Annotated in this window: 14 protein-coding genes; 10 read left to right on the plus strand and 4 right to left on the minus strand. The window is 61.4% G+C overall.

Annotated features, from left to right (window positions below):
* Positions 1-150 precede the first annotated feature (150 nt).
* Positions 151-1,263, plus strand: a complete 1,113-nt coding sequence (phnW, locus tag K1X71_15730; protein ID MBX7074593.1) for a 2-aminoethylphosphonate--pyruvate transaminase — start codon at positions 151-153, stop codon at positions 1,261-1,263.
* Between the two features lie 21 nt (positions 1,264-1,284).
* On the opposite strand, the gene K1X71_15735 is transcribed toward phnW, so the two are convergent.
* The 3 genes from K1X71_15735 to K1X71_15745 form a co-directional block, all read right to left on the minus strand.
* Positions 1,285-2,295 (minus strand): GNAT family N-acetyltransferase, encoded by a 1,011-nt coding sequence (locus K1X71_15735; GenBank protein ID MBX7074594.1) that lies wholly within the window; start codon positions 2,293-2,295, stop codon positions 1,285-1,287.
* Complete coding sequence (locus tag K1X71_15740; GenBank protein ID MBX7074595.1) at positions 2,276-2,626, minus strand: Rieske 2Fe-2S domain-containing protein; 351 nt, start codon at positions 2,624-2,626, stop codon at positions 2,276-2,278. Before K1X71_15740 ends, K1X71_15735 begins: the two co-directional genes overlap by 20 nt.
* 134 nt (positions 2,627-2,760) lie before the next feature.
* A complete protein-coding gene (locus K1X71_15745; protein MBX7074596.1) occupies positions 2,761-4,479 on the minus strand; it encodes an acyl--CoA ligase in 1,719 nt (572 codons plus the stop codon).
* A gap of 541 nt (positions 4,480-5,020) precedes the next feature.
* Between K1X71_15745 and K1X71_15750 the strand changes: the two genes are divergently transcribed.
* Together K1X71_15750 and K1X71_15755 are read left to right on the plus strand one after the other, a co-directional pair.
* Positions 5,021-5,677: a TetR/AcrR family transcriptional regulator gene (locus K1X71_15750; GenBank protein MBX7074597.1), complete on the plus strand. Its 657-nt coding sequence runs from the start codon at positions 5,021-5,023 to the stop codon at positions 5,675-5,677.
* Between the two features lie 46 nt (positions 5,678-5,723).
* Complete coding sequence (locus K1X71_15755; GenBank protein MBX7074598.1) at positions 5,724-8,117, plus strand: redoxin domain-containing protein; 2,394 nt, start codon at positions 5,724-5,726, stop codon at positions 8,115-8,117.
* Positions 8,118-8,244: 127 nt separating this feature from the next.
* Here K1X71_15755 and K1X71_15760 read toward each other — a convergent pair whose 3' ends face one another.
* Entirely contained in the window at positions 8,245-8,607 is a 363-nt protein-coding gene (locus K1X71_15760; GenBank protein MBX7074599.1) for a DMT family protein, read from the minus strand.
* 189 nt (positions 8,608-8,796) lie between these two features.
* Here K1X71_15760 and K1X71_15765 point away from each other — a divergent pair, with 189 nt between their 5' ends.
* The 7 genes from K1X71_15765 to K1X71_15795 all read left to right on the plus strand — a co-directional run bounded on the left by K1X71_15765 (position 8,797) and on the right by K1X71_15795 (position 19,743).
* Positions 8,797-10,596 carry a redoxin family protein gene (locus tag K1X71_15765; GenBank protein ID MBX7074600.1) on the plus strand — a complete coding sequence of 600 codons (1,800 nt, stop codon included), beginning with the start codon at positions 8,797-8,799 and terminating at the stop codon, positions 10,594-10,596.
* A 344-nt stretch (positions 10,597-10,940) separates the two neighbouring features.
* The gene (locus K1X71_15770; GenBank protein MBX7074601.1) at positions 10,941-11,984 is read left to right on the plus strand and encodes a formylglycine-generating enzyme family protein; all 1,044 of its coding nucleotides are present in this window, start codon (positions 10,941-10,943) and stop codon (positions 11,982-11,984) included.
* 190 nt (positions 11,985-12,174) lie between these two features.
* A complete protein-coding gene (locus tag K1X71_15775) occupies positions 12,175-12,393 on the plus strand; it encodes a hypothetical protein (GenBank protein ID MBX7074602.1) in 219 nt (72 codons plus the stop codon).
* Between the two features lie 285 nt (positions 12,394-12,678).
* Complete coding sequence (locus tag K1X71_15780; protein MBX7074603.1) at positions 12,679-15,528, plus strand: PSD1 and planctomycete cytochrome C domain-containing protein; 2,850 nt, start codon at positions 12,679-12,681, stop codon at positions 15,526-15,528.
* Positions 15,529-15,536: 8 nt separating this feature from the next.
* Complete coding sequence (locus K1X71_15785; protein ID MBX7074604.1) at positions 15,537-16,976, plus strand: DUF1501 domain-containing protein; 1,440 nt, start codon at positions 15,537-15,539, stop codon at positions 16,974-16,976.
* Between the two features lie 140 nt (positions 16,977-17,116).
* Positions 17,117-18,343 carry a DegT/DnrJ/EryC1/StrS family aminotransferase gene (locus tag K1X71_15790; GenBank protein MBX7074605.1) on the plus strand — a complete coding sequence of 409 codons (1,227 nt, stop codon included), beginning with the start codon at positions 17,117-17,119 and terminating at the stop codon, positions 18,341-18,343.
* 110 nt (positions 18,344-18,453) lie between these two features.
* The gene (locus tag K1X71_15795; protein ID MBX7074606.1) at positions 18,454-19,743 is read left to right on the plus strand and encodes a DUF3592 domain-containing protein; all 1,290 of its coding nucleotides are present in this window, start codon (positions 18,454-18,456) and stop codon (positions 19,741-19,743) included.
* The last annotated feature ends 94 nt before the right edge of the window (positions 19,744-19,837 follow it).

The raw sequence follows: 19,837 nt of genomic DNA on the forward strand, positions 1-19,837 counted from the left end.
GGCGAGCAGCAGTGTACCAGACTAGGCACGGTCTTGTCGGGCTGCAAATTGGACAAATTGGCTACCGGTGGCTGGTTGAAGCGGCACGCAGGGCGCTGGTAGGTTGCTGCCAGCCAAACTCGCTAAATCCGCACACCCAGGTCCGCCGCGATGGACGCCGACATCCCTTATCTTCTGCTGACCCCAGGCCCGTTGACGACCTCGAAAAGCGTGAAGGAGGTGATGCTGCGGGACTACTGCACCTGGGATCACGAATACAACGACATTGTGACGCGGTTACGAGCCGACCTGGTACGTCTGGCGGGGGGGGATGCGCGGCATGCGGCGGTTTTGATGCAAGGGAGCGGCACGTTCTCCGTGGAGGCGACAATCGGCTCGGCATTGCCGGCCGATGGCAAGCTGCTGGTCGTGAACAACGGCGCTTATGGCAAGCGAATCGCTGACATCGCCCGATGCTTGCGAATCGCCTGTACCGAGATCACGCAGAGCGAAGCAGCGCCGGCTGATTTGACGCGAATCGAACAGGAGTTGAAGACCGACAGCGCAATCACGCATTTGGCGCTGGTGCATTGCGAGACGACGACCGGGATCTTGAATCCAGCCGCCGAGGCAGGCCAATTGGCGCGGCGGTACGGAAAGACATTCTTACTGGACGCGATGAGCTCGTTTGCCGGGATCGAGTTCACAATCGACGAGGTCGATGCGCAATTCTTGGTGTCGTCGGCCAATAAGTGCCTGCAAGGTGTGCCGGGCTTCGGCCTAATCGTGGCCGATCGCCGGGCACTGGAAGCCACGGAAGGCCGCGCTCGATCGCTGTCGCTTGATCTATTTGATCAATGGCGCGAGATGGAGACGAAGCATGGCAAATGGCGGTACACGTCGCCCACGCACACGGTGCGGGCGCTTGCCGCCGCCATTGCGGAGCTAGACGCGGAAGGGGGCATTGCCGCGCGGGCACGAAGATATCGGGAAAACCATCGCGTGCTCGTCGAAGGGATGGAACGGTTGGGGTTTCGGCCGCTGGTGGCGGCGGAGCATCGCTCGCCGATCATCACATCGTTTATTTTTCCCGACTATCCGCAGTTTCGCTTCGAGACATTTTATGAAGCGCTCAAGCGGCGGCGATTCGTGATTTATCCCGGCAAAGTGAGTCAGGCCGAGACATTCCGCATCGGCACAATTGGACACGTGTTTCCGGACGACATGCGCGAATTAGTGGCCGCAATTGAAGAAGCACTGCGCGAATTGGGGATTCGGCTGTAGCAAGCGCGCCCCTCGAGCGAGCTATGCCTCTTCCTTACGGAAGATGATGCCGCGGTCGATTTCGCGGAAGCCCAGCTTTTGGTACATAGCCAGCGCCGCGCTGTTCTCGCGGAGCATGGTCTGCGACTCAACCACGCTCACCCCTTCGGCCTGCAGGCGGCGGAAAATCTCGCTAAGCAAATACGTGGCGTAGCCTTGCCGCCTTTGATGCTGGTCGACCGCAATATCAATGAGTCCGACAGCGCGTACGCCCCAGGTGGCAGCGAGGAAATCCATATTCCAGGTGGAGGCGTGCGCCAAGGAGGCACCACTGGCGGTGTCGATTAGATCGTAGCGCGTACGATCGAAGCCGCCGAAGGTGCATGCTTCCCACCAGGTGCTTGACTGCGGGTCGGCGGTTGCCTGCACCGTGGTGGAACGACGAATTTGCATCTGCTGCCGGCTGATTGGTTGACGAAAGTCGGCCAGGTCACGGTGGAGAATGACGCAGCGATCGATCTCGCGATAGCCGCTGGAACGGTAGAGTCGCTGCGCCTCGGCGTCGGACTCGAGGACGCCCGGCAGTTCACTGCCGCCGTAGAGTCCCAGATAGAACGGATTGAGTGGGTAGACTCCGCCGCCGTAGAGCACCTTGGCGCCGTGCTGCCGCAGGTACTCCTCGCTGCGCGCGAGGAGATTATGGCCGATGCCGAGACGGCGGTAATCGGGCCGCACCATGAGCATGCTGGTGACGCCCATCACGCGCGAGATGCCGGTCAAGTCGTCGGTGGGGCCGAAGGCGGCATGCACAAAGCCGACGGGAACCTCTTGATCCAGAGCGACGATCAGGCCTTCGTTGTCAAAATAGGGCTTGGCGAGAACCAACTGTTCGAATAGTTCTGCGGACATTGGCTGCACCACGCCGCGCTCGCGAGCGCGGGCCCGCCAGATTTCCGCCAGTTGGGGCGGATCGCTGTTGCGGAACGGGCGGTACCGGATTTCCGGCGTGGGCCGCTCCGAAGAGGATTGGATGTCAGGCTCCGTTTTGGTCATCCGTTGCGTCCCCCGACGCCGGGCCAGGTAGATCGACCATTATCATGCCATCTTCCACGCGCGCTGAGAAAGCGGGTTGCAACAGCGCGGCGTTTAATTGATGGCGTCCGGTGCGCACATCAAACTGCCACCCATGCCAGGGGCAGGTGACGATGGAACCGTTCAGCGATCCCTTGCCCAGCGGGCCGCCTTGGTGCGGGCAAACTCCATCCAGCGCATAAAAGGCGCCAGCAACGTTAAACAGGGCAACGATGCGGTCGGCGGCGACGACCTCAATGCAGGCGCCAGGAGGACAGGCGGCTGCCGACGCGACTCGTACCCAGTTGGCCACTCTTTGCACTCTGACGTCAGCCGTGATCCGTGGCGGGCTCGGTAGGCGGGCGGGACGGGCGCATTATATCGAAAGCGCGTCTAATTCTCTACATCAGGTTTTACCATGGCGCCGCACGTCGTTGCCGCGAGTCGTCAATCGCGGTCCCAACCGCCGGCAGCACGCAGTTTCTCCACTTCGCTGGCCGCCCATTCCTTCAGCCGCACATAGTCGGTCTTGGCGACGCGGTTGAGGGGCAATTCGCCCGAAGCCAGCAGCACGTAGTGTAGTGGCCGCATATAGGCTGCTATTTCGCGGGCGTGCGATTGCAACTCGCGCTGCTCAATACTGGCGTCGGGCTTTTGCTCAACAAACAGCACGATGCCTTCGCTGAAGACGTCATGGCTGACGCCAACCGCGCCGCAGCAAGCGACTTTGTCGGTAAGCAGAGCGAAATGACTTTCGATTTGCGCCGGATGAACCTGATAGCCCTTGGGTTTGATGACGAGCTTGGCGCGGCCCGAGAACATCAATCCTTGATCGGTCTTGTAGCCCAAGTCGCCGGTGTAACAGACGCCATCGGTCGAAACCGTGTGGCGATACGCCTCGTCGTTGTTCACATAACCGACCAAGACCTGCGGGCCGGAGAAGCAAATCTCGCCCGGTTCGCCGTCTGGCAGTTCGGGACCGGCAGTTCCATCGGGATTCATTGGTTGGCGAATGGTCAGCGGCGTGATCGGCATGTCGAAGCCGACGCCAGCAACCAGTTTGTCGATGGGCCAGTCGAGCGGAGTGTAGGTGACGAAACCGGCCATCTCGGTGAGGCCAAGGCCGGTGCCGAATTTGGGGGCCATCTGAGAAAGCTGCTCCAGAAATTGGCGTGTCACCTGTTGACCGCCGTACAGAGCAAAGCGGAGCGACGATAGGTCGAACTGGTGGTAGTTCGGCAATCGCCACTCCAAGGCGTACATGGCAGGTATCTGGCCGAAACACTCGACTTTGTAGTCTTGAATGGTGCGGAGGGTCTTTTCGGCGTCGAAAATGTGCAACACGACGCAGGTTCCGCCGGCGAAGAACGTGGTCATCAGTTGTTCGGCCTGGCAGCCGACATGCGACGGCGGCAGGTTGACCAGCATCTTGGACGGGCGCAGCATGTCGAACCCAGCGGCCAGACAGAGATTCTGGCTGGTTATATTGCGGTGCGACTGGAGCGCCGGTTTGGGCAGGCCGGTCGAACCAGTGGTGTAGATCACTTGGGCGCCGTCGGTTGGCTGGATCGCCGCGCTCACGCGTCGATGCTCCACCACCAGCGACTCGTTGCGTAGATCGCTCTCGGCATGCGCAAACAGTTCTTGGGCGGCAATGGCTCCGTCGATCGCCTGATCGGGGGGGGCGAACTGAATGAAATGCTCCACGTAGTCGCAATGCTGTCGCACTGCCCGGCCGAGTTCGGTGAAGTCGGCGACAGGCGTCGTGCCGAGAAAGGCGAAGCCTTTGGCGCGAATCAGGCCCAATGAGCGGATGACCTCTGGCGCCTTGAGTCGCAAATCGAGTGGGGCATGGATGACGCCGATTTGAAAGCAGGCGTATTCCAGAAAGATATGCTCGGCCAATAGGGGAAGCGACGTGGCAAGAAAATCACCCTGGCGAAAGCCAAGCGCCAAGAGTCGCAGCGCCACCGCAGTGGCCGATTCATGAAACTGGCGATAGGTGTAGCTGCGGCCGGTGTCGACTTCCTCAATGGCGATCGCGTCGGGAGTTTCGCGCGCCCATTTGGCGATGACTCCATGAAGCAAATGGCGATCGGCAAAATCTTGTTCGTAATGAGCGAGGGTGTATTGCGGTACGCCGTGGCGGTGCGTGAGTGGAAGCATGCCGTTGATTCGAGTTGCCTAGGTTTTACTTGCTACAGGCACGCTACCAAATTGTTGGCTCAAAATGCAAAGACTAATTGGCGCCGTGGCAATTGCCGGCCACTTATGAACAGCGATTTCGCCGGGCCCGCGCGACGAGCTAGAGTTGTCGGACGAAAAGCGCGAAAACAGGGGGGTGAACTCCGAAAACCGACTCCGAAAACCCACATCCACAACAGGGCCAGTAGATGCCAAGGTGTTGTGCAACAATTGGTTGCGACAATATCCGCGTGGTTCACTGGTGGCGCTCGTTTTCGGAGTTTTCGGAATGGCGCTCCGAATTCAAACGGCCTGCCGCCGGCCGCGAGGGCGGCCTGTAGATAGCCGCTGGTTTGAGCGGTCGAGGCGCCATGATTCGCGATCAGGTCTATTAGTGGATGTTTCTATCGTCTTTCGGCAAAAGGGATTTGGTTGGAAATTGCATTGACAGCTAATGATTAGCAACGCAAAACTAGAATCGGAATTCTAATTCTGCTTTTCTCCTCGGCGCACCACCGAAATCATGCCTCATCTGGCTGGGCATTTGCACTGGGTTCATCCTCCGCGCCAATCGCGGAGCCAGGAAACGCTTGAGCGATTGCTCGATGCGGCTGAGTCCGTTTTGACCGAGAAGGGTTTTGTCGAAGCAAGCGTGGCGGAGATTGCGGCGCGCGCCAAAAGCTCGGTGGGGGCGTTCTATTCGCGTTTTCAAGACAAACACACGCTGCTGCGCTGTCTTCACGAGCGCTTTGTGGAAGACGCCATCGCCACCGCCGATGCGGCGCTCGATCCCGCATTGTGGGAGGAGCAGAACATTGGCGAGATATTGGGCGAGGTCATTCCGTTCTTGGTGCGGATTTACGAAGAACGCCGCAGTTTGATCAGCGCCTTTATCGTGCAGTGCACGCGCGACCCGAGCTATGTGGAATCGGGGGGGCGATTGCAGCGTCACCTTTCGCACCGTTTGCGACAATTGCTACTGGCGCGGCGCCACGAACTGACGCATCCCGATCCGGAGCTAGCCGTTGATTTCGGGCTGAGGTTGGTCATGCACATGCTCGACATCAGTGCGATGTATGCGCCGAAGAGTTTGACCGAATACGAGTTGAGTGGTCCGGAATTGGCGCGTGAGCTGTGCCGCGCGTACCTGGGCTACCTTGGGGTGGAACGCACGCTTTAACCATCACATTGCCAATTGGAAGTGGTTTACAGGAAAGGGTTTCCCCATGAGACGCGCGGCGACCGTGGCTGCACTGGGGTTTGTGGCTGCACTAGGATTGGGCTGTTTGACGCTGGCCGGCGAAAATTCGCTGGGGCGCAAGATCGATGGCTTCCAACTCGACGATTATCGCGGCAAAGAGCATTCGCTGGCGGAATATCGCGACAAACAGGCGGTAGTGCTCGCGTTTGTGGGAACGGAATGTCCGCTGGCCAAGCTCTACGGCCCACGATTGGCGGAATTGGCCAAGGAGTTTGAGTCGCGCGGCGCGGCGTTTTTGGCCATCGATTCCAACCGGCAAGACTCGATCACCGAGATTGCGGCGTACGCCCGCACGCACGGAATTGAGTTTCCGGTGCTGAAGGATATGAACAACAAGGTGGCCGACCTAGTGGGCGCGACGCGCACGCCGGAGGTGTTTGTGCTCGACAAGTCGGGCACAGTGCGCTATCAGGGACGGATTGACGATCAGTATGGTCTTACGATTGGTTCGAATTACGCCAAGCCCAAGCTGGAGCATCGCGATCTAGCGATGGCGCTCGATGAATTGCTATCGGGCAAGGAAGTGGCGGCGCCGTATCGCGAGGCGACCGGCTGCCTGATTGGCCGGATGCGAGAGCCGGACGCGAAGAGCGCGGTGACGTATTCGAACCAGATTGCGCGAATATTGCAGAACCGCTGCGTGGAGTGCCATCGCCAAGGCCAGATCGCGCCCTTTGCGCTGACCAGCTACGACGAGGTGGTGGGCTGGGCCGACATGATGGCCGAAGTGGTGCGCGATGGCCGCATGCCGCCGTGGCACGCCAGCCCCAAATACGGCAAGTTTAAAAACGATCGGCACATGAGCGACGAAGAGAAGGCGCTGATCGACCAGTGGTTGGCGGCCGGCGCCCCAGAAGGCGACCCGTCGGACTTGCCGGCGCCGCGTGAGTACAGCGAAGAGTGGATGATGCCGGAGCCCGATCTGGTGGTGTACATGGACGACGAGCCATACACCGTGCCGGCCGAAGGGGTGGTGGAGTACCAGTACTTTACCGTTGATCCAGGCTTCACCGAGGACAAGTGGGTGAGCGCGTCGGAATGCAAGCCGGGCAGTCGATCGGTGGTGCATCATATCTTCGTGTTCGTGCAGCCGCCTGGGGCAGATGGTGAAGAGGCCATGGGAGGCGAGGAACTGGAGAAGCAGCGCGAAGAGCGGCATCGGGCTCGGCAGCGTGGTGAGGGTGGCATAGGGCTTGGCTCGGGAAGCACCAAGTTGATCTGCGGCACGGCGCCCGGAGTGCCGCCGTTTGTGAACCCCGAGGGAATGTGCTTTTTCATACCCAAGGGTTCGAAGTTGATTTTTCAGATGCACTACACGCCCAACGGCAGCGAGACGCTGGATCGGAGTTGCGTGGGGCTGAAGTTCGCCGATCCCAAGGATGTGCGGGCGGAGATCGAAATGGATATGGCGATCAACTTCGCCTTCCAGATTCCGGCGGGGGCGGACAACCATCCGGTGGAAAGCACGCACAAGTTCGATCGCGCCACTGAGATTCTGTCGTTGACGCCGCACATGCACTTGCGCGGCAAGTCGTTCCGGTACGATTTGGTATATGCCGACGGCACGCGCAAGACGCTGATGGAGGTGCCGCGTTACGACTTTAATTGGCAGATCACCTACCAGTTGGCCGAGCCCGTGCTGGCCCCGGCGGGATCGCGATTGGAGTGCTTGGCGCACTTCGACAACTCGGAGGAGAACCTGGCAAATCCCGATCCCACCAAGCCGGTGCGTTGGGGAGACCAGACGTGGGAAGAGATGATGATCGGCTGGTTCGCCAAGAGCGCCGATCTCGATTTTGATTCGATGGCGCCCGATAAGACGCGCACCGCCGGGTTCTTGAAAGAGGCGGCTGGCGGCAAATTGAAAGTAAGCAAGCGCATTGGCAAGGTGGCGGCGCGAGCGCTGGACTCGGACAAAACGTTTGGCATTCTCTATCGGCTATTGGGGGGATTGGTCCCGCAGGTCGATCGGATGGATGTCAGCGTGACCGATGGCGACACGCTGCGATTTTTGGCCGTGAATCAGCCGCCATTAGTTGGCTCGAAGGTTGGCGGACAAGAAGCGGAGATCACTGGCGAGAAGTTGGCGCTGGCCGAATACGCTCGCGCCAAGGCGCCAGTGGTTCACAATGAGCTAAGCGCGTCGTTGCCGCAGGCGGACCTATCGACCATGGCGCGGGCGCTGCGTTCCAGCGCGCATGTGCCAGTGACGATCGATGGTCGAGCGGCGGTGGTGAGCTTTTGGAGTCGCGAGCGGAACGCGTTTCCGCCCGAGGCGATGGAGCTATTGGTTCAAGTGGCGGAGCAGATCGGTCGTCAACCGTCGACCGAGAAGACCGCCGCGTTGAACGGCAAATAACACCGCAGGTTTGCGGCCGGCGGCCAATTTGTCGTGGCGCGATGGCGCATGGTGGTTCGCAGGACTGATAGCCGGCGCCGATATCCCGCAATGCGTTACGACACGCGGCCATTGCGACGCGACAAAACTACTGGTGAGTCGGGCCGCCGTGCCGCAACTGCGGGTAGAGCATCACGATGACCGCAGCGACGATGAGCGCCAGCGCCGCCCATTCGTTCCAGCGTGGCGTTTCGCCCAGCCACCAGGCGCTGAATAGTACAAAGATCGAGATGGAAATCACCTCCTGCAAGATTTTGAGTTGCGGCGCGGTGAACTGCCCGCTGGCGTGTCCGAGCCGATTGGCGGGGACTTGAAACGCGTACTCCGGCAGGGCAATGAGCCAACTGACCAAGATGACCACCACCAAGGGCGCGGCCCGATAACGCAGGTGGCCATACCAGGCGGCGGTCATGAAGAGGTTGGAGCAAAGCAGTAGCAGCGCCGTGCGCATGGAAAAACTCCGCAAAGGGTGTGGCAGTGGCGTGTCCCCGCTGGTGGGGGGAAGCGACAATAGGGCGTGCGGTCGGGGGATGTCCGACTCCACGGGAAATTTGCAAGTAACGCGGGGCCAATGATATAAGTAGCGCGGGTTGCCGAGAGAAGAGCAGTTGCGGTCGGCCTCAATTCAGGAGATCTGGCGATGTCACGGCGGTGGACGCTTTGCGTGTTGGTGGCGGCGATTTTGACTTCGGCGGGCGCGGTCTGCGGGGCCGACGACAGCGTGAAGGTTGGCGAGCGGGTTGCGGACTTCACGTTCAAGGACATTCGTTACCTGGAGCGGAATCTGGGCGAGTTCGGCGAGCGCAAGGCGTACGTGATTGTATTCACCAATCTCGATTGTCCGCTGGTGAAGCGGTACCTGCCAAAGCTCCGCGATTTGGACGCCAAGTATCGCGACCAGGGCGCGCAGTTCATTGCCATGAACGTGGGGCCGACCGACTCGATCATGGAAATGGCGTACCAGGCGCTTAAAGCCGACTGCCACTTCGCCTTCTGCAAGGATTTTGACGGCGAGGTGGTGCGGGCGCTTGGCGTGCAACGCACGCCGCAGGTGTGCGTGCTCGACGCCGATCGCAAGTTGCGATACCGCGGCCGGATCGACAATCAGTATCGCGTGGGAGGGGTGAGCGAAGCGGCGGTGAGCGAGGATTTGCAGAACGCGCTCGAGGATGTGCTTGCCGGTCGCGACGTCCAGGTGGCCGAGACGCCGTGCGATGGCTGCAAGATCACGCCGGCCCCGGCGGTGGAGTCGAAGAACCTGACCTATTCGCACGATGTGGCGCCGCTGCTCAAACAGCATTGTCAGGAGTGCCATCGTGGCAACACCACCGCGCCGTTCACGCTTTCCAGTTATGAGGACGCCAAGGGGAACGGCGCGATGATCGCCGAGGTGGTGCGCGAACAGCGCATGCCGCCGTGCTACGCCAGCGAGGAAAACACCGAGATCGTTAACCGCCAGGCGCTTTCGGTGAAAGATCGCGACACGATCATCTCCTGGGTGCATAGCGGCATGGCGGCGGGCGATTTGGACAAGGCGCCCGAACCGTTGCCGCCCGCCGACAGCAAGTGGCAGATCGGCGAGCCGGACTTGGTGCTCACGATGTCGAAGCCGATCAAGATCCCCGCGCAAGGGGTCATCGCCTACAAATACGTGATCCTGCCGCACCAATTCACCGAAGACACGTGGGTCAGCGACATCGAGATTCTGCCGGGCAACCGCGACGTGGTGCATCACCTCAATATGGCGGCCCTGGTCGGGAGCAAGATCTCCGACGCGCAGTTCATCACCGGGTATGTGCCCGGCGGCGAAGCGATGATGCTCGATCCGCATCACGGTTTCCGCATCCCCAAGGGGGCGCGGCTGGTGCTACAGATTCACTACGTGACCACCGGAGAAGAGACGACCGATCAAACGTCGGTGGGCTTCAACTTTGTGAAGGATCGCTTGCAGAAGGAGATTCAGCATTTTCGTGTGACGACCGGCAAGTTCGCCATCGAGCCGAATCATCCGCACTATCTGGTGGAGGCGGAGCGCACGCTGGCGGGCGACGCGACCGGCATTGGCATGTTCAGCCACATGCACCTGCGCGGCAAGGACATGTTGTTCAACGCGATTTACCCGGACGGCAAGGAAGAGACCATCCTCGCCATACCGAACTACAACTTCGATTGGCAGATGAACTATCGCTGGGCGCCCAAGACGAAGAAGTTCCCCAAGGGGACGAAGATTCATTGCCTGGCGCACTTCGACAATTCAAAGTTCAACCCCTACAATCCCGACCCCAACGCCACGGTGAAGGAAGGGGACCAGACGTACGAAGAGATGATGTTTGGCTTCTTCTTCTACACGCTGGACGACGAGCAGCTTGACTTGGAGATTGATCCCAAGACAGGGCATGTCGTCGGACAGCCGAAGCCAGAGCAGCAAGCGGGCAAGTAGTCGCGCCTATCAGTCGAGCGCCTCCGACACGTTTTCACGAAGCCTCGGGAAGGCAACTTCTCGAGGCTTTTTTGTGGCTGCAAATAGATCTCAGACGGATGTGGGCACCCACGAAGCGACAAGAGAGGCATCGACAGTCAGTGGGCAATCGCGTCACGACCGAGTGCATCGCCGCTTGGTCGGGCAGCTTGAGTTGTCCAAGAGAATTTCCACAAAATTTGTGCGGATGTTAGGCGCAACGGGCGCGTGGCATTAAACTATTGCTCGCAAGGTTGTCGTAATGTTGGCTGACGGCGCCTCAAGCGACCATTTGCGGGCAAGACCCAGATCACAAGGAATCGCCAATGACCCTCGAGATAGCTCGCTGCGTCTTTTCACGGAGTGCGACATTTGCGCTCTCCATGCTGTGCGCGGCGGCCTGCGCCCTGCCCGCCTCGGCCGTCACCATCTCCACCGTGCCGGTGGGCTACCTGGGCAACGCCGCCGATCCGTTGACTGGCAATCTGTATGGCAGCGTCGGTTATGCCTACCGCATAAGCACGACCGAAGTGACCAACTCGCAGTATGCCGAATTCTTGAATGCCAAAGCGGCCAGTGATCCGTTGGCCCTCTACAACGCGAGCATGGGCAGCAATGCCTGGGGCGGGATCACGCGCAGCGGGGTCAGCGGGAGCTACAGCTACGCGGCCAAGCCCAACATGGGCGACAAGCCGGTGATCTATGTGAGCTGGTACGACGCGATTCGTTTTGCCAACTGGCTCAATAACGGGCAGGGGACGGGCGACACGGAAACAGGCGCCTACACGCTATTGGGCGGCACGGCCACGCCCAGCAATGGCCTGAGCATCACGCGCAACGCCGGCGCGATCTGGTACTTGCCGAGCGAAGACGAATGGTACAAGTCGGCGTACCATCAGCCGGTGGCGCAGGGTGGGGATACTGACAACTACTGGCTCTATCCCACGGCAAGTAATGCGGCGCCCACGGTGGCCACGGCCGACAGTGTGGGCAATATCAGCAATCCGGGCGCGAATGTCGCCAACTACAATTTCGGCGCCCACTGGAACAGCCAGAACGGCAACGTGACGACGGTCGGCAGCGCCGGCCCGTTGAGCGCAAACTTTTACGGCACGAGCGATCAAGGGGGCAACGTGTGGGAGTGGAACGAAGCCTTGATCAGCGGGTTGTTTCGGGGTGTGCGCGGTGGTTCGTGGAACTTCAACGAGAACTACTTGCAGTCCTCGAACCGGAACTACCACCTCCCGACGGTCGAGGGGAACAATCTCGGGTTCCGCGTGGCAACCGTTCCCGTCCCTGAGCCCTGCACGGCAGCGCTGGCGATGATTGGTTGTGTGTTCGCGTGGGCGTTAAGGAAGCGGTTCACGTAGTCCTTGCTCTCTTTTTCTTGTTTACCCTATTCTCAATCGTTCCAATCGGGGGCGTGGCCTATCGGGCGCGCGCCTCCGACACGTTGTCACGAAGCCTCGGGAAGGCGACTTCTCGGGTCTTTTTTTGTGGATGCGCGCAATTGGCTTGGCTTTCCTGGCGACCAATTCATTGCGCGTTAGGATGACCGCCATGAAGCTATTTCTTTGGGTGTTCTCCGGAATCGTCGCGGCCGGCGCAGGGGCGCTCTTTGGAGTCTTCGCCACGGTGCTTGCAATCGTTCCCGACGAATCACCTGAGGTAGTTGACAGGACGTTGCGCGAGAAGATTCCGAGTGGAATCGCTGTTGCTGTTTTTGCTTGGGGTCTCCTCAGCATGCTCATTTACTTGAAACGCCGGCGAGTTGCCTAAGCTCTAGCTCACCCAACTCCTCACTGCCGGCCAAAATTTGACCCTGCGAGCCCGGTTTTGGTACACTCAAAGTGCCAAGAGAGGCATCGACATGTGTTGATGCGAGCAGCTTGGCGGTGAGTCGCGACCGTGGCTCGCGTTGAGTGAGATCGATAGTTTTTTCCCGCCCTGATCGTGACTTTTGGCTGGCGCGAAAGAGCGGCCGGAGTCACCCGCCTTAACGCCCCGAACGATGTGGCGCTCGCGCGAGCGCCCACTACCCGACGCCTTGAGCGAGAACACGGGATGATGCTTCGCACTTGGGTCAGTGCGTTAGTCGTGTGTGGTTGGGCCGCCATGGGGTTTGCCGCCGATGCGGCGCCCACGGCCGAGCAGATTGAGTTCTTTGAAAAGAGCGTGCGGCCGGTGCTCTTGAATCGCTGCGCAAGCTGTCACGGCGTGGACGAACAGGAGGCGGGACTGCGGCTAGACACCAAGGCCGCGGCGCTCAAGGGAAGCACGGCGGGCGCCGTGATTGTGCCCGGCGATCCCGACAGGAGCCGGTTGCTGCACGTGGTGGGTTACACCGAAGACGTGCAGATGCCGCCGGATGAAAAGCTGCCGGAAGCGGAGATCGCGGCGCTACGCGAGTGGGTGAAGCAAGGGGCAGCGTGGCCGGGGGAAGCTGAACCAGCGGCGCCACCGCCCAAGGTGGAAGATAGCTCCAGCGCGATCGACGCGGCGCGGGCAAGCCACTGGGCATTTCAGCCAATCGCGCGGCCGGCGATACCCGCGGTGCGCGATGCGGGTTGGCCCAAGGGAGACATCGACACGTTCATTTTGGCCGAGTTGGAGAAGGCGGGGTTGGCGCCTTCGCCCGCCGCCAGTCGAGCGGTGTGGATTCGGCGGGCGACGTACGACCTGATTGGCTTGCCGCCCACGCGGGAGGAGATCGAAGCGTTTGAACACGACGGCGCCGCCGACGCGTATGAAAAGGTGGTCGATCGGCTGCTGACGTCGCCGCATTACGGCGAGCGCTGGGGGCGGCATTGGCTCGACGTGGCGCGCTACGCCGACACCAAGGGTTATGTCTTTACTGAGGATCCGCGGTTTCCTTATTCGTACACCTACCGCGACTATGTGGTGCGCTCGCTGAATGAGGATGTGCCGTACGATCGCTTTTTGCTGGAGCAACTAGCGGCGGATCAACTGGGACTGGGAGACGATCAGCGCGCCTTGGCGGGCATGGGCTTTTTGACGGTGGGCAGCCGCTTCATGCACAACATCCACGACATCATCGACGATCGGATCGATGTGGTATGCCGTGGCTTAATGGGACTGACAGTCACCTGCGCCCGCTGCCACGATCACAAGTTCGATCCGGTGCCGATGGCCGACTATTACTCGCTGTATGGTGTGTTCGCCAGTTCGGTCGAGCCGAGCGAAAAGCCGTTGGTGGCGATGCCGGAGGAGAACGAGGCGTATCTGAAGCATCAGGCCGAGGCGACCATGCGTCAGCAGGCGCTCGATGGTTATCTGGCAACCCACTTGGAGGAGCTGCGCTCCGGCGCGCGAACGCGGGTAGCGGAGTACCTGGCGAAGGCGATTGTGGGGGGCGCGACGCCGATCCCCGAAGGGGCCATGCTGTCGCTACAGCCCGACGAGCTTAAGCCGGGAGTGACGCAGCGCTGGCGCGATTATTTGGCGGAAACCGCCAAGGCGCCGCACGCCGTGTTTGCCCCCTGGCATGCGCTGGCGGCTTTGAAGCCGGAGGATTTCTTGACACAAGCGCCGGCGCTGGTGGCCAATTTGCCGACCGAGGTGGCCGGCGGCGCGCCGCCGGTCAATCGGCTGGTGAAAGACGCGCTGGTCAAAGGGCCGCTGGCCTCGATGACCGACGTGGCGCGCATCTACGGCGAGCTATTGGCCGCGATCGAAGGACAATGGCGCGAGGCGCAGCGGGTAGCGGCCAGCGCGGGCGGAGAACCGCTGAAAGCGTTGCCCGACCCCGCGTCTGAAGAACTGCGACAGGTGTTGTACGCCGACGGCGCGCCGTGCATGGTCGCTAAAGCGGACATTGAGAAACAGTACGATTTCTTTCTCGATCGCACCGTGGCCAACGAATACAACCGCTTGAAGCGCGAGCTGGAAGGTTGGAAGGCGCAATCGCCCGCCGAGCCGCCGCGCGCGATGACGCTCGTCGACCAACCGACGCCGCACGAGCCGCATATCTTTTTGCGCGGGAAGCCGGGACAGGCGGGCGAGATGGTGCCGCGGCAGTTTTTGCGAGTGCTGGCGGGGCCTGAGCGCAAGCCGTTTGAACATGGCAGCGGTCGATTGGATATGGCCCGGGCGATCGTTGCCGGGGACAATCCGCTGACCGCGCGGGTGATGGTCAACCGGGTATGGATGCATCATTTTGGCGCCCCGCTGGTGAATACGCCCAGCGATTTTGGGGTGCGCTGCGATCCGCCCAGCCATCCGGCGCTGCTGGATTATCTGGCGGCGACATTTCGCGACGATGGCTGGTCGCTCAAGCGGCTGCACCGGCGATTGATGTTGTCGGCCGTGTATCGCCAGTCGAGCGCGGGAAGCGCCGACAGTGAACAAGTCGACCCGGAGAACCGCTTGTATTGGCGGATGAACCGGCGGCGACTGGAGTTTGAGTCGGCGCGCGACAGCCTGCTGGCGGCAGCCGGTCGACTCGACCACGCCATTGGCGGCCGACCGGTTGCCTTGTCGCAGCAGCCGTACAGCACGCGAAGAACGATTTATGGGGTGATCGATCGTGGCGATCTGCCGGGACTATATCGCGCGTTCGATTTTGCCGCGCCCGACGCCACGACGCCGCAGCGGCCGCGGACCACCGTGCCGCAGCAAGCGCTCTTCTTGATGAATTCGCCGTTTGTGATGGAGCAAGCGCGGGGCGTGGCGGCCAGGCCCGGGGTGGCGGCGGCGGAAGGTTCGAACCGAGTTCGCGCCATGTTTGAGGCGGTGCTGGGGCGCGGCGCCACCCCGGTCGAGGTGCGACAGGCGCTCGACTTTGTCGAACAGTCGCCGCCGGCGGAGGCCAAAGACCCAGCCAGCGCGTGGGGGCCGTGGGAACAACTAGCGCAGGTGCTGTTGGAAACGAACGAGTTCATGTTCGTGGATTGAGGCTCATCATGCATTCTTTTGGACATGGCCCAGAGGCGCTGACGCGACGCGATTTGCTGCGCCGGGCGGGGATGGGTGTCGGCATGTTGGGGCTGGCCGGACTGATCGACGCCGAAACGCGTGGCGCCACCGCCAGCTCAACCTACGCCAACCCCATGGCGCCGAAGCCGCCGCAGTTTGCCGCTAAGGCCAAGCACATCATCCATCTGTTCATGAACGGCGGCGCGTCGCATGTGGACACCTTCGACCCCAAGCCGCGGCTGGCGGAGTATGCGGGCAAGGAACTGCCGACCAACTTGAAGACCGAACGCAAGACCGGCGCGGCGTTTCCTTCGCCGTTTAAGTTCCAGAAGCATGGCCAGAGCGGCATTGAGGTGAGCGACATATTTCCGCATGTGGCTCAGATGGCCGATGAGCTGTGTGTGGTCCGTTCAATGCACGCCGACGTGCCGAACCATGAACCATCGCTGATGCTGATGAACTGCGGTGAGGCGCGGCAGCCACGGCCGAGTTTTGGGTCTTGGATGACGTACGGATTGGGGACCGAGAACCAGAACCTGCCGGGCTTCATCGCGATGTGCCCGGGCGGTTATCCGATCAAGGGGGCGATGAATTGGCAGTCGGCGTTTCTGCCGGGGGTGCATCAGGGAACACATATCGACACGCAGCACACCGACATCGACAAGCTGGTGGAGAATATTCGCAACGCCAACACGCCGCGCGATGCGCAGAAGCGGCAGCTTGACCTCTTGGCGAAGCTGAACGCGGAGCATTTGGAAACGCGTCATCAAGATCCGGCGCTAGAGGCGCGGATTCAATCGTTCGAACTGGCGTACCGGATGCAGGACGAGGCAGCGGAGGCCTTCGACGTGACGCGCGAGCCGCAGCACGTGCTCGATCTGTACGGGCCGGGGGTGCAAGGCCGGCAGATGCTCATCACACGGCGATTGATCGAGCGGGGCGTGCGGTTTGTGCAAGTCTGGCACGGGCAGGGCCAGCCGTGGGACAGCCACGACGATATCGAGGTGAACCACCGCAACTTGGCGCGCGAATGCGATCAGGCGATTGGCGCCTTGCTGGTGGATTTGAAGCAGCGCGGGCTATTGGATGAGACGCTGGTGCTGTGGTGCGGCGAGTTTGGCCGCACGCCGACGGTGGAGTTGCCGCAAACGGGGGCCAACGCCGGCAAGGTGAATGGCCGTGACCACAACCACTATGGCTTTACAGCCTGGTTGGCGGGCGGGGGCGTCAAGCCGGGATTTGTCTACGGCGCCACCGACGAATTTGGTTTCCAGGCGGTCGAAAATCGTGTGCATGTCCATGACCTGCACGCAACCATGCTGCACCTGGCGGGGTTTGACCACACGCGGCTGACGTACCGCTACGCGGGACGCGATTTCCGGCTGACTGACGTGCATGGCGAAGTGGTTCACGACCTGATCGCGTAGCCGAGCGCGCCTGCGCACTTGAACCCCCCCTGCGGATAGTGCGGCGGTTGTGCTAACATCGAAGCCGCCGCTGGTAAAGCAATGGGCGCCGATGGGTGGCCGACTGCGGCGAGCATTTCCACTATGTGATCCAGGGCGTCATGGCAGAACTCGCATTGCTGGGCGGCAAGAAGTCCAAGACGAAACCGTTCCCACAGTGGCCGATCTTCGACGATCGCGAGCGTCAGGCCGTGCTGGATGTTTTGGAGAGCCGGGTGTGGTGGCGCACACCGGGAACGCGAACGCTGCGGTTTGAGCAGGAGTTCGCGCAGTTTCACGGCGCCAAGCACGGCATCGCCATCACCAACGGCACGCACGCGCTAGAGGTGGTGATCGCGGCGTTGGGGATTCGCTCGGGCGACGAGGTGATCGTGCCGAACAGCACCTTCGTGGCCACCGCCAGTTCGGTGTTGTTCGCGGGGGCGATGCCGGTGCTGGTGGACATCGACGAGGGAACACAGTGCGTCGATCCGGCATTGGTCGAGGCGGCGATCACGCCGCGGACCAAGGCGATCATCGCGGTGCATATGGGAGGGCACCCGGCCGATCTGGATCGGCTGACCGAGATTGCCAGCCGTCACGGACTGGCGTTGGTTGAAGACTGCGCGCACGCGCACGCCAGCCAGTGGCGCGGGCGCTGCGTGGGCAATTATGGCATTGCCGGCACGTTCAGCTTTCAACAGAGCAAGCTGATGACGGCAGGGGAGGGGGGGATCATCGTCACCAACGATGACGAGTTCGAACGCAAGGCGCGCAGCGCGCACGATTGCGGCCGCTTGCCGGGCGAGTGGTTTTACGCGCACTTCTCCTACGGATCGAATTACCGCTTGAGCGAGTGGCAAGGCGCCATGCTGAGCGCACAGCTCACACGCCTCGACGAGCAGACCGCGCGCCGGCATGGCAACGCCAAAATCCTGGATCGGCTGCTGGCCGAGATCCCGGGCATCACGCCGCAGAAGCTCGATCCGCGCTGCACGCGCAATGGCCATTACGCGTACATTTACTATTACGACGCCGCGCAGTTTGCCGGCGTGCCGACCAAGCGGTTTATCGAGGCGATGAACGCCGAGGGGATTCCGAACCAGGCCGCCTATCCGCCGATTCACCGGCTCGACATGTTCCAAAACGGTTCGTACCGCGTTCGACTGTGCGGGGCGCAAGCCGAGGAGGAGCACGCGTTTCTCAAGGGGCCGTTCCCCGTCACCGAGCGGGCGAGTTGGCAATGCTATTGGGTTCCGCAATACGCGCTACTGGGGGACGAGGCGGACATGGCGGAGATCGCGGCGGCGATTCGTAAGATTCAGGCCAACGCTCGGGAGTTGCTATAGCGCGGCCCGTGCAGCCATGCGGCAATGTAGGTAATATCAGTAGGGTCGCCCCTGCCCATTGGCCGCGCCGCGGCCGAACGATGGGACGAAACCGCTGACGGGAATCGGCCTTGGCTCGACCATTTCGATTTTATGTCAAGAAGCGCGGCGCGCGGCGCACCGATTCGGCGCTGGTGGGTTACGTGGCGCAGGCGATGTTGTTCGTCGGCCTGCTGCTGACCGGTGCGCTGTTTGGCGCCTATCTGTTGGCGACGCTGATCATCCCTGAATGGCGCGTCAACCAGTACTTTCGCGAGACGAAGTGCGTGGTACTGAGCAAGCGCTTGCTGGAGCTTGCGCGGCACGACGGCACGGTGGTATATCGCCCAGAGTTCCAGTTTGTCTACGACGTGGAGGGGGTTAGGCATCAGGCGCGCGCCTACGACATAACGCGGCAAGTTTCGGAGAGTCGGGATGAGCCGCTGCGCACATTGAACCTGTTCAACGAAGGGGGGAGTTACCCTTGCTGGTACTCGCCCGATGATCCGGCGGTGGCGGTGCTCACGCGCGGCTACACCTGGTGGAGTTGGTTGCTGCTATTGGTTCCGCTGGCGTTTGTGGTGGTGGGAGGGGGCGGCGCCGCGTATGCGCTGGTGAACTGGGGCAAGTCGGCGGAACGGCGGGCCGTCATGGCGCAGCAAATACCGGGAGAGCTGTTCGAGCCGCGCGAGTCGCCTGACCATGATTTTCCGGGCGTGCCACGGTTAGCGACCTGGATGGATAGTCCCGGGACGCGACTAGCATATCGCCTGGCTGCGGATGTGCGCCCCTTGTGGGCGCTGGGAGTCATGCTGGGGGTGGCGCTCGTCGTCAGCGCGGTGGCGCTGGTTTTGGCGATGGGCCTGTTGGGCGGCGGCCTGACCGGACTCGATTGGCTGTCGCTGTTGTTCGTGTTGCTTTGGTTTGGGGGTGGCATCGCCACGGCGGTGTTTGCCGTGCGGCGATTGTGGCGAGCATCGCTGGCGGAGCCCACAATCTTGGAGATTTCCGCGCATCCGCTTGCGCCGGGCCAGAACTACGAGTTGTTTTTGTCGCAACCGGGGCGCCGAGCGCTCAAGCGGCTTGCACTCGATCTGGTGTGCGACGAGCGGGCCACCTTTCAGCACGGCACCAACACGCGCCGGGAATCCCGCCGCGTGGTGGAGAGCCGCATTGCCTCGCAAGAAGGGGCGGAACTAGCGCAGCAGACGCCGTTTAGCTCGAGCTTTACATTGGCGCTGCCCGCGCACGCCATGCACTCATTTCGATCGGCGCATAACGCGATCGAATGGAAGATTTTGGTGCGCGGCGAGTCAGGCTCGCGGACGTTTGAGCGGAAGTTTCCGGTGATCGTCATACCGGAAGGGAGTTCTACGGGATGAGCGACGCGAGGGTGGCAATCGAGTTTCCACACCACTCCGACCACTTTCGGCCGGGGGAAGCGCTCGTGGGACAATACCGACTAGAACGCGCGCA

The organism is Pirellulales bacterium, from assembly GCA_019694455.1.
Classification (GTDB): Bacteria; Planctomycetota; Planctomycetia; order Pirellulales; family JAEUIK01; genus JAIBBY01.

Bases quoted from the DNA above. Each gene is read 5' to 3' on its own strand.
- K1X71_15775 (MBX7074602.1), top strand. From the start codon at position 12,175: ATGAAGCTATTTCTTTGGGTGTTCTCCGGAATCGTCGCGGCCGGCGCA.
- K1X71_15765 (MBX7074600.1), top strand. From the start codon at position 8,797: ATGTCACGGCGGTGGACGCTTTGCGTGTTGGTGGCGGCGATTTTGACT.
- K1X71_15750 (MBX7074597.1), top strand. From the start codon at position 5,021: ATGCCTCATCTGGCTGGGCATTTGCACTGGGTTCATCCTCCGCGCCAA.
- K1X71_15745 (MBX7074596.1), bottom strand. From the start codon at position 4,479: ATGCTTCCACTCACGCACCGCCACGGCGTACCGCAATACACCCTCGCT.
- K1X71_15760 (MBX7074599.1), bottom strand. From the start codon at position 8,607: ATGCGCACGGCGCTGCTACTGCTTTGCTCCAACCTCTTCATGACCGCC.
- K1X71_15770 (MBX7074601.1), top strand. From the start codon at position 10,941: ATGACCCTCGAGATAGCTCGCTGCGTCTTTTCACGGAGTGCGACATTT.
- K1X71_15790 (MBX7074605.1), top strand. From the start codon at position 17,117: ATGGCAGAACTCGCATTGCTGGGCGGCAAGAAGTCCAAGACGAAACCG.
- K1X71_15735 (MBX7074594.1), bottom strand. From the start codon at position 2,295: ATGACCAAAACGGAGCCTGACATCCAATCCTCTTCGGAGCGGCCCACG.
- K1X71_15755 (MBX7074598.1), top strand. From the start codon at position 5,724: ATGAGACGCGCGGCGACCGTGGCTGCACTGGGGTTTGTGGCTGCACTA.
- K1X71_15780 (MBX7074603.1), top strand. From the start codon at position 12,679: ATGATGCTTCGCACTTGGGTCAGTGCGTTAGTCGTGTGTGGTTGGGCC.
- K1X71_15785 (MBX7074604.1), top strand. From the start codon at position 15,537: ATGCATTCTTTTGGACATGGCCCAGAGGCGCTGACGCGACGCGATTTG.
- phnW (MBX7074593.1), top strand. From the start codon at position 151: ATGGACGCCGACATCCCTTATCTTCTGCTGACCCCAGGCCCGTTGACG.